Here is a 14,025-nt window from a genome sequence, read left to right as displayed (position 1 = left end):
CACGGACGCAGCCTGCGGGCAGTCGTGCCGCTCGGGGCCGCACCCGTCCCAAAGAGAGCGGCACCCGCGGGCGAGCGAAACCCCCGCTACGGTTCCTCCCGCCACCCTTCCCACTCCCCCGCGAACTCGTCCAGCTCGCCGGGATCCAGCCGCCCGTCCTCGTCCCGCAGCACGACCAGCCACTGGGCGTCCTCAGCGTCGTCCTCACCGGCCAGCGCGTCCCGTACGAGCCGCGGCTCCTCGGACACCCCGAACCGCTTCCCCAGCGCCTCGGCCACCTCCTCCGCCGCATCGCGGTCGGGCAGCACCAGCACATGTCTCACATCACTCACGGCAGCCATTGTCCGGCACCGGCGGGAGAGCCCCGCAGGTCACCCTTTGCGCACGGTCCGCACGTCAAGCCCTGCGCACGGTCCGTACGTCAAGCCTTGCGCATGATCTGTACGTCAAGATCGATCCGGATGCTCGGCCCCACCACCGCGATCCCCCGCGCCAGCATGGTCTGCCAGCTCACCGTGAAGTCGTCCCGGTGCAGTTCCGTCGTGGCCCGGCAGGCCGCCCGTACCTCGCCCTCCATGCCGTTGCCGAGCCCGAGGTACTCGGTGTCGAGCGTGACCGTACGCGTCACACCGTGCAGCGACAGGGCACCGACGACCGCCCACCGGCTGCCGCCCTTGTGCACGAACCGCTCGCTGTAGAACTCCAGCGTCGGAAAGCGCACCACGTCCAGGAAGTCCCCGGACCGCAGATGATCGTCCCGCATCCGGACGTTCGTGTCGATGGACGCCGCGTCGATCACCACATGCATCGCCGACTGTTCCACCGGCTCGTTGATCCGGACGGCCCCCGCGAAGGAGTTGAACCGGCCGTGGATCCGGGCCAGCCCGATGTGCCGCGCGGTGAACCCGATCGAGGAATGCGTGGGCTCGATCTCCCAGTCGCCCGCCGGCGGCAGCTCCGGCGGCCTCGCGACCTGAAGCGTCACATCCCCCAGCGAGGCGAGCGCGTTCTCCCCGATGGTCGCGCTCGCCCGGTAGGGCGTGTATCCCTCGGCGGACACCGCGAGCCGGTACTCTCCCGCGGGCACCGTGGTCACGAACGACCCGTAGGGATCCGTCTCCCCGCCGACCACCTTGCGCCCCATGGTGTCGCTTACCGCGAACTCCGCGTGTCTCACCGGCTCGTTGACCGGATCCAGCACCCGACAGCTCAGCACCCCGGCACTCGGCGGGGTCTGCACCGCCGCCAGGGGACCCGTCCGTTGCACCCTGTTCGTTCGGTTTCCCAGCCAGCGGCCGAACATCCACGCCACCCCTGTACGCCTCGACATCTCCTGTTGCCGAAGAGACATTCGATCACCGATGCGGCTTTCGAGGCAACACGGAGTGTCTACGCACGAGTAGCAACGACTGGTCCCCTCTCGACCCATGTGACGCCATGTGACATCAATCCGTCACCCCCAGGGGATTTCGCACAGTCGGCACACAGCCGAGGTCGATCCCGAACCTCTCCCGGTACGCCCCGAGCACGTCCTCGTCCGTGCCCAACTCCCGCTCCTCCCGCGCCCCGTCGGCAGCTGTCTCCTTGAACGTGCGCCCGCTGAGCGTGATCCTCCCTCCGTCCTCCGTCACCCTTGAACACACCAGCGACTGCACGAAGTGCGACGCCGGCGAGGTGCTGTGCCACCACGCCCCGGCCACGAAGTCGCCGAGCTCACGGGGCCGCACCTCCAGCCGGTACTGCGGCCTGCCGCCCACGACGACGTCCAGGTCCGGCCCCGCCTCGACGATCCGGAAGCTGCCACCGGGATCCTCCTGCTCACCCCGCTCCGCGAACGCCAGCGGGTAGTGGCTGTGCGCCCCGAAGCCCACGTCCGCCAGCCACTCGCTCCCGTCCGACGCCCGCACCCGCAGCGCGAGATGGTCGTACGGGATCCCGAGTCGCCCCTCGTCCCCGTGCACCCGCGCCGCGAGCAGCGTGACGTCGAACCCCAGCGCGCCGAGCAGGGCCCCGAACGCCCCGTTGAGTTCGTAGCAGAACCCGCCCCGCCGCGCCCCCACCAGCTTGTCCAGCAGCCGCTTCTCCTCCAGCACGATCTTCTCTCCGAGGTGGATCGACAGGTTCTCGAAGGGCACCGTCCGCAGATGCCGCAGGTGCAGCTCGCGCAGCACGTCGGCGGTGGCGCCGAGGGCCCGCGCCGGACGCTCGGCTCCCAGGCGGCGGAGGTAGGCATCGACCTGTGCTGAGTTCATGCCCTCAGTCTCGCGCCACCCCCAGCTCCCTGCCCTCCCCCGTGACCGCGAGGGCCCCGTCCCGGTCCGTCCGCAGCACCACCGCGCCCTCGGCCCGCAGCGCCGCGACCGTGCTGGGGGCGGGGTGGCCGTACATGTTGTGCTCCCCACAACTGATCAACGCGATCCGCGGCGCCACCCTGCGCAGCAGCTCCGGATCCTGGTACGCCGAACCGTGATGGGCCACCTTGAGCACGTCCACACCGCCCAGCAGCGCACCCTGCTGCGATCTCAACAGCGCTTGCTGGGCCGGGGGTTCGAGATCCCCGAGCAGCAGCAGCCGCAGCCCACCCGACCTGACGAGCAGGGCGACGCTGGCGTCGTTCGGCCCGTCCGGATCGGGTGCCGGGCGGGGCGGGGGCCACAGCACCTGCCAGGACAGCGAACCAGTCCGGCGCTGCTCCCCCGCCACCGCCCGGGTGAGCGGGATGTGCCGTGCCACCGCCTCCTTCCGTACGAACCGCACCTGGTCCGCGGGCTGTTCGAAGCCCGTCGTCTCGATCGCGCCCACCTCACGTCCGCGCAGCACACCGGGCAACCCGGCCACATGGTCGGCATGGAAGTGGGTGAGCACGATCAGGGGGATCCTGGTGATGCCGAGCGTCCGCAGGCAGCGGTCGACGAGCTTCGGATCGGGCCCGGCGTCCACCACCACACCGCTGCCGTTCCCCGCCGCGAGGACCGTTGCGTCGCCCTGCCCCACATCGCACATGGCGAACCGCCACCCCGGCGGCGGCCACCCGGTGATCACCCTGGTCAACGGTGGCGGCTGCACGACGAGGAGCACGAGCAGCACCAGGCAGGCACCGCACCACCACGGATGTCTCAGCAGCCTTCGGCCGATCAGCAGCACGGCCACCGTGACCAGGGCGAGCAGCCACGCCCCGCCCCAACCACCTGGCCAGTCCACTCCTCCGCCGGGCAGGGCGGCGCCCGTCCGGGCGATGTCCGCGATCCAGCCCGCGGGCCAACTCGCGCACCAGGCCAGCACCTTGGCTACAGGCATCAGCACCGGCGCCGTCGCCAGTGCCGCGAAGCCCAGCACCGTGGCCGGCGCCACCGCGATCTCCGCGAGCAGGTTGCACGGCACCGCCACCAGACTCACCCGCGCCGACAGCACCGCGACGACGGGCGCGCACAGCGCCTGCGCCGCGGCCGCCGCGGCCAGCCCCTCGGCCAGCCTCGGCGGGACCCGGCGCCTGCGCAGCGCCTCGCTCCAGCGGGGCGAGAGCGTGAGCAGGGCGCCGGTGGCCAGCACGGAGAGCAGGAAGCCGTAACTCCTGGCCAGCCAAGGGTCGTACAGCACGAGGAGCAGTACCGCCGTGGCCAGCGCCGGGATCAGTGACCTGCGGCGTCCGGTAGCGAGGGCCAGCAGTACGACGGCCCCGCAGGCCGCGGCCCGCAGCACACTCGGATCCGGTCTGCACACGACCACGAACCCGAGGGTGAGCGCCCCTCCGAGCAGCGCGGTCGTCCGCAGCGGGATGCCCAGCCGGGGCGCGAGCCCGCGGCGCTCCACGAGTTGTGCCGTGCCGGGTGGTCCGATGAGCAGGGCGAGGATGATCGTGAGGTTGCTCCCGGACACGGCGAGCGTGTGCGCGAGGTCGGTGTCCTTGAATGCCTCGTCCAGCTCCGGGGTGATCCGCGAGGTGTCCCCGACGACCAGCCCGGGGAGCAGGGCCCTGGCGTCCGCCGGCAACCCGTCGGTCGCCTCCCGCAGACCGGCCCGCAACCGCCCCGCGAACCGCTGCACCCCCGACGGCCCGCCCACCACCTCCGGTACCGACTTCCCCCGTACCCGCAGCACGGCCGCGATCCGGTCTCCGCCGACCGCGGGGGGTGCGAACCGCGCGACGACCCGCACCCGCGTGGAGGGCAACAGCGTGAACCAGGGCGACCGTGGCCCGTCGGCGGAGGTCTCCCCTCCGGCACCACGTGCGCCCGCGTCGACGATCACCAACACGGGTGTCCGTGTCACCGCGGCCGTGCCGTCGGCCTCCACCACCCGCCGCACGTCCCCCTCGATCAGAAGGGAGGCCGGAGCGGCATGATCCCCGCTGATGCGGGGCCGGGTGAGCCGTGGGTCGGAGGTGACCTCGACCTCGGCGGTCACGGTGGCGTACCGGCGCGCCAGCTCCGGTACGGGACCGCGCCGGACGTCGGCACCGTGCAGCCCCGCAGACACGGCGGCCGCGGCGACGCAGAGCAGCAGGGCGGCGACAGAGACCCGTGGCCACGCCCCACGCGCCGGTGGACCGCCCGCCCGCGAAGCCCGGCCCGCGGGCACAGGCACCGGTGTCGACTGCCCGGCGACCGGCCCGCCGGTGCTTCCGCCGCCCGCTGCCCGTCCGCGCACGAGCAGCAGCACACCGGCCGCGACCAGGCACACCACCGCCGTGCTCGTGACCCACACCGCCGCCGCGTCCAGCATCACCGCCGCCGTCGCCCAGGCCGCGAGCGCGGGCGGCACGAGGCGCAGGTCCGTCGGCCCTTCCTGTCGGGGGTGGGCGGCTCCGAGCCGTCCGGAAGAAGCGGCGTGGACGGCCGCGCGCCGGGCCTGGAGATCGGGAGCGCGCCTCATGGCCGTACGAGATTCCGGAGATCGGCGAAGCGGCGGGCGCCGATGCCGTTGACCTCGCGCAACTCGTCCACAGAGCGGAAACCACCGTGCTGGGCGCGGTAGTCGACGATGTGCTGGGCCAGCACGGGGCCGACGCCCGGCAGGGTGTCGAGCTGGTCCACGGTGGCGGTGTTGAGGGGGACCGGAGCCGCGGGTGCGGCGCCCGCCGCCGAACCGACCGGGCCGCCGGCGGCCGGGCCGGACGCCGGGGCGGCGGGGCCGCCGACGATCACCTGCTCCCCGTCCACGAGGAGCCGGGCCCGGTTCAGCCCGTCGGTGCTGGTGCCGGGACGCAGCCCACCGGCCGCGCGCAAGGCGTCGGCGACGCGTGAACCGGCGGGCAGACGATGGATCCCGGGTTCGCGGACCTTGCCGCTGACGTCGACGACGATCTCGGACCCGGCCGTGCCTGCGGCCTGCGGCACCCCGGGCGATGCGCCCGGCCCTGGCGCCCCGCTCGCCCTCCGTTCACCGAACGGAGCCGCCGCCCGCACCACCTCGGGCGCCCGCACGGACTGTGTCCGCCCGGCCCAGAAGTGCTGAACGGCGAACACCGCGGCAACGACGAGCAGTGCCGTGAGCGCGACCACACTCCGCCGCTCCAGCCCACAGCGCGCCTGCAACCACAGCGGCATGCGCTCCCGCAGCGCAAGCCCGGCCCGCGTCTGCCAGGTCTCGCCGGCCCGGTGACCGTCCGGGCTGTCGGGCGTTCCCCCGCCGGGTGGAAGACCGCGTTCGTCGTTCTCCTCGACGGCCGGGGCCGGCGGGCCTGCCCCCGACTCCCGCCATTCCCCCGCCCGTTCGGGAAACAGGACCTCCGCACGACGACGGAGTTCCTCCGACGAAGCATGCCGACGCCGCTGCCGGACCCCGCTCCGGGCCATGGGGCGACGATGCCGGATCCGGCCGTCGGATGCGGGGCCGCGCCCCGGGCCACTGGCCGCGGTCGCCGTGCGTGAACGTGATCGAAGTGCCATGCCACGACGATGAGGCACCGCGCCACCATCGCGATGATCTTGCTCAATTCCCGGGGATTACCCACCAGTTGTGGATAACTTCGCCCCTCACACGGGTGAAAGGGCAGGCGCGTGTCACCGCGGTGAGACCACGACCCCCAGCAGCCCGGGCCCGGTGTGCGCCCCGATCACCGCCCCCACCTCGCTCACATGCAGGTCGGCAAGCCCCGGCACCCGCGCCCGCAACCGGTCCGCGAGGGCCGACGCCCGCTCGGGGGCGGCGAGATGGTGGACGGCGATGTCGACCTGGGCGCTGCCGGCGCGGTCGGCCACGATCTCCTCGAGGCGGGCGATCGCCCTCGACGCCGTACGGACCTTCTCCAGGAGTTCGATACGGCCGCCGTCCAGCTGCAGCAGCGGCTTCACGGCGAGCGCGGAGCCCAGCAGCGCCTGCGCGGCGCCGATCCGGCCACCGCGGCGCAGATAGTCGAGGGTGTCGACGTAGAAGTAGGCGGACGTGCCGGAGGCCCGCTTCTCGGCGGCCGTGACGGCCTCGTCCATCGTCCCGCCCGCCTCCGCGGCCTCCGCGGCGGCGAGCGTGCAGAACCCGAGCGCCATCGCCACCGCGCCGGTGTCCACCACCCGCACAGGTACCGGCGCCTCACGCGCAGCCAAGGCCGCCGCGTCGTAGGTGCCGGACAGTTCGGCGGAGAGGTGGAGGGAGACGATGCCGGTGGCGCCGGACTCGGCGACCTTGCGGTAGGTCTCGGCGAAGAGCTGGGGGCTGGGCCGCGAGGTGGTGACGGGGCGCCGCTTCTGGAGTGCCTGGGCCAGTGAGCGCGTCGAGATCTCGGTGCCCTCGTCCAGTGCCTGGTCGCCGAGGACCACGGTCAGGGGCACCGCTGTGATGCCGTGGCGCTCCATCGTCCGCGGCGGCAGGTAGGCCGTTGAATCGGTGACGATCGCGACATGGCGGGACATGAGCTGGAGGTTACCTGCCGTAGCGGCCGGACGGCAGCCCGGCCCCTCTCACCTGGTCTGCCCTTGACCCGATCAAGTAGTGCTCTCGGGGCGGGGTTTCTTCTGCCAGGGGTAGGCGGGGCGCCGTCCCGGCGGGGTGATGGCGGGCCGCGCCGGCTCCTCGGTGGTCCGGGACCGGGAGCCTTCGGGCCAGGTCTGCCGGGATGCCTCGGCGTCGGGTGCCTCTGGCCACGGCGGAGGGGTGGACGCGGGTTCGGCTGTCGTCCAGTGCCGCAGGGCGCCCGCCTCGACGTCTATCTGCGCGCTCAGCGAGTCCAGGTCGTCGTCGGCGAAGCGGCGCGCCCGGTCGCGGGCCGCCCAGCGCAGTGCGTCCGCCGACTCGACGATGCGCTCGGTGCGCTCCCGCAGGGCGGGCAGCCGCTCGGCGAGCGTTGCGCGGTCCGGCTCGGCCTCCAGGCGCTTGAGATCGCCGTCCAGTTCGTGCCCGTGCGCGCTGAGGCGCTCGAAGAGGCCGAGGGACTCCTTGAGGGACTCGTCCTCGGCCACGCCCGCGTGCAGCGCGTCCTGCGTGGCACGCATCGACGTGCGCAGCTTCAGGCGGAGTTGGGCCAGTTCGCCGGCCGCTCCGGGCTGGGCGAAGGACTTGGCCCGCAGGGTGTGGTCCTCGACCGTGCGGCGGGCCTGGGTGATCGTGTGGTCCACGCGGCGCTTGGCGGCGCCGACGACCTTCACCGTGGCGTAGGTGCCGAGTACCAGGAAGAGCACGAAGAGCAGGGCGAACACTGCGATCACTCCTTCCACCGCTCCTCCTCCGACCGGTCGCGACACACCCCGTGTCGCTCTTCCACGGTAAACGAGACGGGCAGGCCCGGAGTTCCAGAAGAACCCCGAACCTGCCCGTAGGGGACTACCCCGAGACGCTCGCGTCGGCCGGTGGGCGACTACGCCGGAACGATGTTCACCAGCTTCGGCGCCCGCACGATCACCTTCCGGATTCCCGCGCCGTCCAGCGCCGCGACGACCTTCTCGTCGGCCAGCGCGACCTTCTCCAGCTCCTCCTCGGAGATGGCCGGCGAGACCTCCAGCCGCGCCTTGACCTTGCCCTTGATCTGCACCACGCAGGTCACGGACTCGTCGACCACGTACGCCGGGTCGGCGACGGGCAGGTCCTGGTGGACCACCGAGTCGGTGTGGCCCAGCTTGCGCCACAGCTCCTCGGCGATGTGCGGGGCCAGCGGGGCGACCAGCAGCACCAGGGCCTCGGCGACGGAGCGCGGCAGCGCACCGCCCGCCTTGGTCAGGTGGTTGTTCAGCTCGGTGACCTTGGCGATGGCGGTGTTGAAGCGCAGGCCCTCCAGGTCCTGGCGCACACCGTCGATCGCCTTGTGCAGGGCGCGCAGCGTCTCCTCGTCGATGTCGGCGTCCTCGACGTCGACGACGGTGACCTCGCCGGTCGCCTCGTCGACGACGTTGCGCCACAGCCGCTGCAGCAGCCGGAACTGGCCCACCACCGCGCGCGTGTCCCACGGCCGGGACACGTCCAGCGGGCCCATCGCCATCTCGTACAGACGCAGGGTGTCGGCACCGTACTCGGCGGCGATCTCGTCCGGAGTGACCGCGTTCTTCAGGGACTTGCCCATCTTGCCCAGCAGCCGGGAGACCTTCTCGCCCTGGTGGTAGTAGGCGCCGTCGCGCTCCTCCACCTCGGCGGCCGGCACCGCGATGCCACGGCTGTCCCGGTACACGTACGCCTGGATCATGCCCTGGTTGAACAACTTGTGGAACGGCTCCGCGGAGGAGACGTGCCCCAGGTCGAACAGGACCTTGGACCAGAAGCGCGCGTACAGCAGGTGCAGCACGGCGTGCTCGGCGCCGCCGACGTACAGGTCGACACCGCCGTGCGGCTGGCCCTCGCGCGGGCCCATCCAGTACTGCTCGATCTCGGGGTCGACCAGCTTCTCGCCGTTGTGCGGGTCCAGGTAGCGCAGCTCGTACCAGCAGGAACCGGCCCAGTTGGGCATGGTGTTGGTCTCGCGGCGGTACCGCTTCGGGCCGTCACCCAGGTCCAGCGTGACGTTGACCCAGTCCTCGTTGCGGGACAGCGGGGTCTCCGGGGACGTGTTCGCGTCGTCCGGGTCGAAGGTGCGCGGCGAGTAGTCCTCGACCTCCGGCAGCTCCAGCGGCAGCATCGACTCGGGCAGCGAGTGGGCGATGCCGTCCTCGTCGTAGACGATCGGGAAGGGCTCGCCCCAGTAGCGCTGGCGGCTGAACAGCCAGTCGCGCAGGCGGAAGTTGACGGTGCCCTCGCCGATGCCCTTGCGCGCCAGCCATTCGGTGATGCGCGCCTTGGCCTCGACGACGCCCAGGCCGTCCAGGGAGATGTCGCCGTGGGACGAGTTGATGATCTTCGCGTCGTACGCCGAGAAGGCGTTCTCCCACGTCGAGGTGTCGGTGCCCCGGTCGTCGGTCGGCTCGACGATGCAGGGGATCGGCAGCTCGAAGGCGCGCGCGAACTCGAAGTCGCGCTGGTCGCCGCAGGGTACGGCCATGATCGCGCCGGTGCCGTAGCCCATCAGGACGTAGTCGGCGATGAAGACGGGGACCTGCTCGCCGTTGACCGGGTTGGTCGCGTACGCGCCGATGAAGACACCGGTCTTGTCCTTGGCCTCGGCCTGCCGCTCGACGTCGGACTTCGAGGCGGCCTGCGCGCGGTAGTCGGCGACGGCTTCGGCCGGGGTCGCGTGACCGCCGGTCCACACCTCGTGCGTGCCCTGCGGCCAGGCGGCCGGCGTGAACTTCTCGACCAGCGGGTGCTCGGGGGCCAGCACCATGTAGGACGCGCCGAACAGGGTGTCCGGGCGCGTGGTGAAGACCGTGATGCGCTCGCCGTCGATCGGGAAGTCGACGCGGGCGCCCTCGGAGCGGCCGATCCAGTTGCGCTGCTGCAGCTTGATGGCCTCGGGCCAGTCCAGCGCGTCCAGGTCGTCCAGCAGCCGGTCGGCGTACGCGGTGATCCGCATGTTCCACTGGCGCAGCTTGGCCTTGAAGACCGGGAAGTTGCCGCGCTCGGAGCGGCCGTCGGCGGTGACCTCCTCGTTGGCCAGTACGGTGCCCAGGCCGGGGCACCAGTTGACCGGCGCGTCGGAGGCGTACGCCAGGCGGAACTCGCTCAGGACGTCGGCACGCTCCGTGGCGCTCAGCTCGTGCCACGCGCGCGTGCGTCCCGGTACGGCGCGCTCACCGGTCTCGAACTGGGCGATCAGCTCGGAGATCGGGCGGGCCTTGTCCGCCTCGTCGTCGTACCAGGAGTTGAAGATCTGCAGGAAGATCCACTGGGTCCACTTGTAGTAGTCCGGGTCGATCGTGGCGAACGACCGGCGCTTGTCGTGGCCCAGGCCCAGCCGGCGCAGCTGGGCCTTCATGTTCTCGATGTTGGCCTCGGTGGACACACGCGGGTGCGTGCCGGTCTGCACGGCGTACTGCTCGGCGGGCAGGCCGAAGGCGTCGAAGCCCAGGGTGTGCAGGACGTTGTGGCCGGTCATGCGCTGGAAGCGCGCGAAGACGTCGGTCGCGATGTACCCCAGGGGGTGACCGACGTGCAGGCCCGCGCCCGAGGGGTACGGGAACATGTCCATGATGAACTTCTTGGGCCGGGCGACGACCTCGGGGTCACCGGCCAGGTCACCCTTGGGGTTCGGCGCCGCATAGGTGCCCTCGGCGTCCCAGAAGTCCTGCCAGCGTGCTTCGATCTCGGCCGCGACGGCGGCCGTGTAGCGGTGCGGCGCTGCCGCCTCGGCGGCGGCAGCGGGGTTCGTCTCGCTCATGATCCTTAAGCTCCATCGATCGTCTCTGCCAGCAGCGGTGTCGTTCGAGAAACGAAAAATCCCCTCGCACAGGAGGGGACGCCGCGCCGATTCCGACCATCCGATTCGCCCGGTGGTCGGGACTGATCAGCGCGGCCCGCTAAGCAGAAGGCGTACAGCACGCATGGCGTTAGGGTACCGCAGCGCTTGAGCACGATGCGACGCGCTTCCGTATGGCTCCTTGGCACCACTGTCATCACCCGACAAAAGCTGGACCAAGGTCAAAAGTTACTTCGCGTAACACCCACTACCGGGACATCGCAACGAGCGCGTTGTCCTTTGATAACAACGCAATAACTCAAACCTCGTACCGATCGGTATGGAGCCACTTAGAGTTCGGCAGCGGGACCGCCTTCCCGAACTGCTTCGGAGTTGCCCCCATGAACCCTCGTCGTAGTAACACCTCGCTCCCCAAGCCGGGCCGGTCGGCCTATGGGGTGGCGTCGGCTGTCGTACTGCTGCTCATACCCGTCGTCGTGCTCCTCGGAGGCGGCTGGCTGCAACAGTTCCTGAACTTCGGTGCGGGCGTCCTCTCGCTCGTCTGCCTCACCTGCTCGGTGATCTGGGGACTGGTGGCCCAGGACCGGCTCATCATGAACACACGCCAGCGGATCGTGGCCCAGGGCATCCACCGGGTGACGGCCGTCGGCTCGATCGCGTTCCTGCTGGTGCACATCACCGTCAAGCTGGCGCTGGACCACACGGTGCTGATCGCCGCGCTGATCCCCTTCAGCCTCGGCGTCAAGGGCAGCGCGGGACTCATCGGACTCGGCTCGCTGGCCGGACTCCTCATGATCTTCGTGGGCATCACCGGCGCCCTGCGCAACCAGTTCGCCACTCCGGCGCCGGTCGCGGCGCGCTGGCGCGCCATGCACGCCCTGGCCTACCCGGCCTGGTGCGCGGCGCTGGTCCACGGCCTGTTCGCGGGCCGCGCGGCGAAGCCGTTCTTCATGATCTCCTACGAGCTGTGCCTGGTCGCGGTGGCCGGCGCGCTCGCCCTGCGGGCCGCCCCCCGGCCGTTCAAGCGCAGGGTCGCCGACCGGCTCGCCGAGCTCCTGGGCAACGAGCCGGGCTCGGCCCGCGCCGAGGAGCTCGAAGCGAGCCGCGCACGGGTCGGCGAGACCTCCTCCGCGCTGCCGGGCTACGAGAACGCGCGGGCGCCGAAGCAGTCCCCCGCCGACACGATGACGACCCCCGCTGCGCCCTACTACGACGCCCCCGCCGCCCGCACCATGACCCCGGAGCCCACGGGCGGCTTCGCGGCCGCCTACCGCGCCGTCACGCCCCAGCAGCGCGGCCAGCAGTCCTACGGGGCCGACCAGACCGCCCGCATGGACCTGCCCATGGACATGCAGCCCACGGAGTCGATCCCGCGCATGGACGGCGGCGGCAGCACCTCGGGCAGCTGGCCGGTCCCCATGCCCCCGCCGGTCGGCGAGGCGCCCCCGTCGGCGTACGACCCGATGCAGGACACCGGATACAACATCCCGGCCTATGGCAATTCGGGCGCCGGCGGATACGGCGGAAGTGACATGTACGACACCGGTGAGACGAACACCCTCTATGGCACGTACAACCCGAACGACACGTACAACAGCGGTCCCGCCAATGAACCATCCCCCGGTGCCTCCTTCGACGCACCGGGTTCGGGCGAACCTTGGAACACGCCTTCCGGAGGCTATAGGTGAACGAGGCCCTGCCCGACGTCCCAGAAGTCCGCGTGGTCGGACTTCCGCAGCTCACGTCTGGCTTCGACCTTGTCGAAAGACTCGATCTGCCCATGCACCTCAAGGTGCACGGGCCGCTCGAACCGCTCGGTGGCGAGCAGCTCGCGAAGCTCGCCGAGAACATCAATCTGAAGGGCCGCGGCGGCGCGGGCTTCCCCTTCCACAAGAAGCTGCGCTCGGTCGCCGAAGCGGCGATCAAGCGCGGCGTACGGCCGGTCGTCGTCGTCAACGGAAGCGAGGACGAGCCGGCCTGCCGCAAGGACACGGTGCTGATCAACCGTGCCCCGCACCTCATCCTGGACGGCGCTCTGCTGGTCGCGGAGGCGCTGGGTGCCCGCACGCTCGTGGTGGGGGTCACCCGTGAGTCGACACAGCGCTCGATGGAGGCCGCGCTCGCCGAACGCGGCCTGAGCAACGGCCGCCGATCGGTTCTACGCGCGCGCGTGCAGCGCAACCCCGTCCGCATGGTGACCGGAGCGGCGGCCTCGCTGATCCGGTCCATCGACGGCGGCCCGGCGATCCCGCCCGGCCGCAAGGTCAGCGCCTCCCAGAACGGCGTCGGTGGCGCACCCACGCTCCTGTCGAACGCCGAGACCTTCGCCCAGCTGGCGATCGCGGCCCGCATCGGCCCGGAGCGCTACGGCAACACCGGTCTGTACGACGAGCCGGGCACCGTCATGCTGACCGTCTCCGGCGCGGTCGCCCGCCCCATGGTGATCGAGGTCCCCACGGGCGTCCCGCTGCGCTACGTCCTCCAGCTCGCCGGCGCCCCGCCGGTGCCCCAGGGCGTGCTGACGGGCGGCTACCACGGCAAGTGGATCGACGCGGCGACGGTTAACGAGGCGATCGTCTCCCGCAACTCCCTGGACGCGGTGGGCGGTTCGCTCGGTGCCGGCGCGATCCTGCCGATCAGTCAGGAGACCTGCCCGCTGGGCGAGTCGCTGCGCGTGGCGCAGTGGCTCGCCGAGGAGAGCGCGGGCCAGTGCGGTCCCTGCTACCTCGGCCTGCCGGCCGCCGCGCGCGGCATGGCCGACATCCTGGGCGGCGGCGGCCCGGCCGCCCTGGAGGCCCTCAAGCAGGTCGCCAAGAACGTGAAGCGGCGCGGCGCGTGCTCGCACCCGGACGGCTCCGCGATGTTCCTGGAGTCGACCATCAAGGCGTTCACCGACGACCTGGCGGCACACGTCCTCGGAAACGGCTGCGGGCGGCCCGTGGAGGGCGTTCTGCCGCTCTTCGAGGGCGGCCAGATGCCAACGGGCATCGCGGGTGGCGGGGAGCCCGTGGAGAACGGCCCCAGCCGTCAGAAGATCTACGTCGACTGGACCCTGTGCCGCGGCCACGGCCTCTGCGCGGACATCCTCCCGGAGGTGTTCGAACTCGGCGCCGACGGCTTCCCGACCGTCGCCCAAGCGCAGGTGCCGCGCTACGCGGAGGCCAAGGCCGTGCGCGCGGTGCGCCGTTGCCCGGCGCTCGCCCTGCGCATCGAGGAGGAGACGCCCCGGGACCGGGCGCCGTCCCGCAATCTGCCGGTGCTCTCCCAGGGCCGCGGGCGGCGCGCACTGGGCCGCTGAGCCGACGTCAGGAGGG

General features: G+C 71.6%; 10 protein-coding genes. 2 read left to right on the top strand and 8 right to left on the bottom strand.

Going from position 1 to position 14,025, the window contains the following annotated elements:
- Window positions 1-86: 86 nt before the first annotated feature.
- The 8 genes from LJ657_RS01675 to leuS all read right to left on the bottom strand — a co-directional run bounded on the left by LJ657_RS01675 (window position 87) and on the right by leuS (window position 10,672).
- On the bottom strand, window positions 87-332 hold the full coding sequence (locus LJ657_RS01675; RefSeq protein ID WP_232646271.1) for a hypothetical protein: 246 nt from the start codon (window positions 330-332) through the stop codon (window positions 87-89).
- A gap of 89 nt (window positions 333-421) precedes the next feature.
- Entirely contained in the window at window positions 422-1,303 is an 882-nt protein-coding gene (locus tag LJ657_RS01670) for a YceI family protein (RefSeq protein ID WP_232646783.1), read from the bottom strand.
- Window positions 1,304-1,445: 142 nt separating this feature from the next.
- The gene (locus LJ657_RS01665; RefSeq protein ID WP_232646270.1) at window positions 1,446-2,252 is read right to left on the bottom strand and encodes an arylamine N-acetyltransferase family protein; all 807 of its coding nucleotides are present in this window, start codon (window positions 2,250-2,252) and stop codon (window positions 1,446-1,448) included.
- Between the two features lie 4 nt (window positions 2,253-2,256).
- Window positions 2,257-4,872, bottom strand: coding sequence for a ComEC/Rec2 family competence protein (locus LJ657_RS01660; RefSeq protein ID WP_232646269.1), 2,616 nt, complete (start codon window positions 4,870-4,872; stop codon window positions 2,257-2,259).
- Window positions 4,869-5,888, bottom strand: coding sequence for a ComEA family DNA-binding protein (locus LJ657_RS01655; RefSeq protein WP_232646268.1), 1,020 nt, complete (start codon window positions 5,886-5,888; stop codon window positions 4,869-4,871). Before LJ657_RS01655 ends, LJ657_RS01660 begins: the two co-directional genes overlap by 4 nt.
- 114 nt (window positions 5,889-6,002) lie before the next feature.
- The gene (locus LJ657_RS01650) at window positions 6,003-6,848 is read right to left on the bottom strand and encodes a DegV family protein (protein ID WP_232646267.1); all 846 of its coding nucleotides are present in this window, start codon (window positions 6,846-6,848) and stop codon (window positions 6,003-6,005) included.
- 72 nt (window positions 6,849-6,920) lie between these two features.
- A complete protein-coding gene (locus LJ657_RS01645; protein WP_232646266.1) occupies window positions 6,921-7,649 on the bottom strand; it encodes a hypothetical protein in 729 nt (242 codons plus the stop codon).
- Between the two features lie 140 nt (window positions 7,650-7,789).
- Window positions 7,790-10,672: a leucine--tRNA ligase gene (leuS, locus tag LJ657_RS01640; protein WP_232646265.1), complete on the bottom strand. Its 2,883-nt coding sequence runs from the start codon at window positions 10,670-10,672 to the stop codon at window positions 7,790-7,792.
- Between the two features lie 419 nt (window positions 10,673-11,091).
- Between leuS and LJ657_RS01635 the strand changes: the two genes are divergently transcribed.
- Together LJ657_RS01635 and LJ657_RS01630 are read left to right on the top strand one after the other, a co-directional pair.
- Window positions 11,092-12,399: a ferric reductase-like transmembrane domain-containing protein gene (locus LJ657_RS01635; RefSeq protein WP_232646264.1), complete on the top strand. Its 1,308-nt coding sequence runs from the start codon at window positions 11,092-11,094 to the stop codon at window positions 12,397-12,399.
- Entirely contained in the window at window positions 12,396-14,009 is a 1,614-nt protein-coding gene (locus tag LJ657_RS01630) for an NADH-quinone oxidoreductase subunit NuoF family protein (RefSeq protein ID WP_232646263.1), read from the top strand. The genes LJ657_RS01635 and LJ657_RS01630 overlap by 4 nt, the downstream gene beginning before the upstream one ends.
- Window positions 14,010-14,025 lie beyond the last annotated feature (16 nt).

Source organism: Streptomyces guryensis, assembly GCF_021261325.1.
GTDB lineage: Bacteria > Actinomycetota > Actinomycetes > Streptomycetales > Streptomycetaceae > Streptomyces > Streptomyces guryensis.
This window is presented reverse-complemented; position numbering and strand designations above follow the sequence as displayed.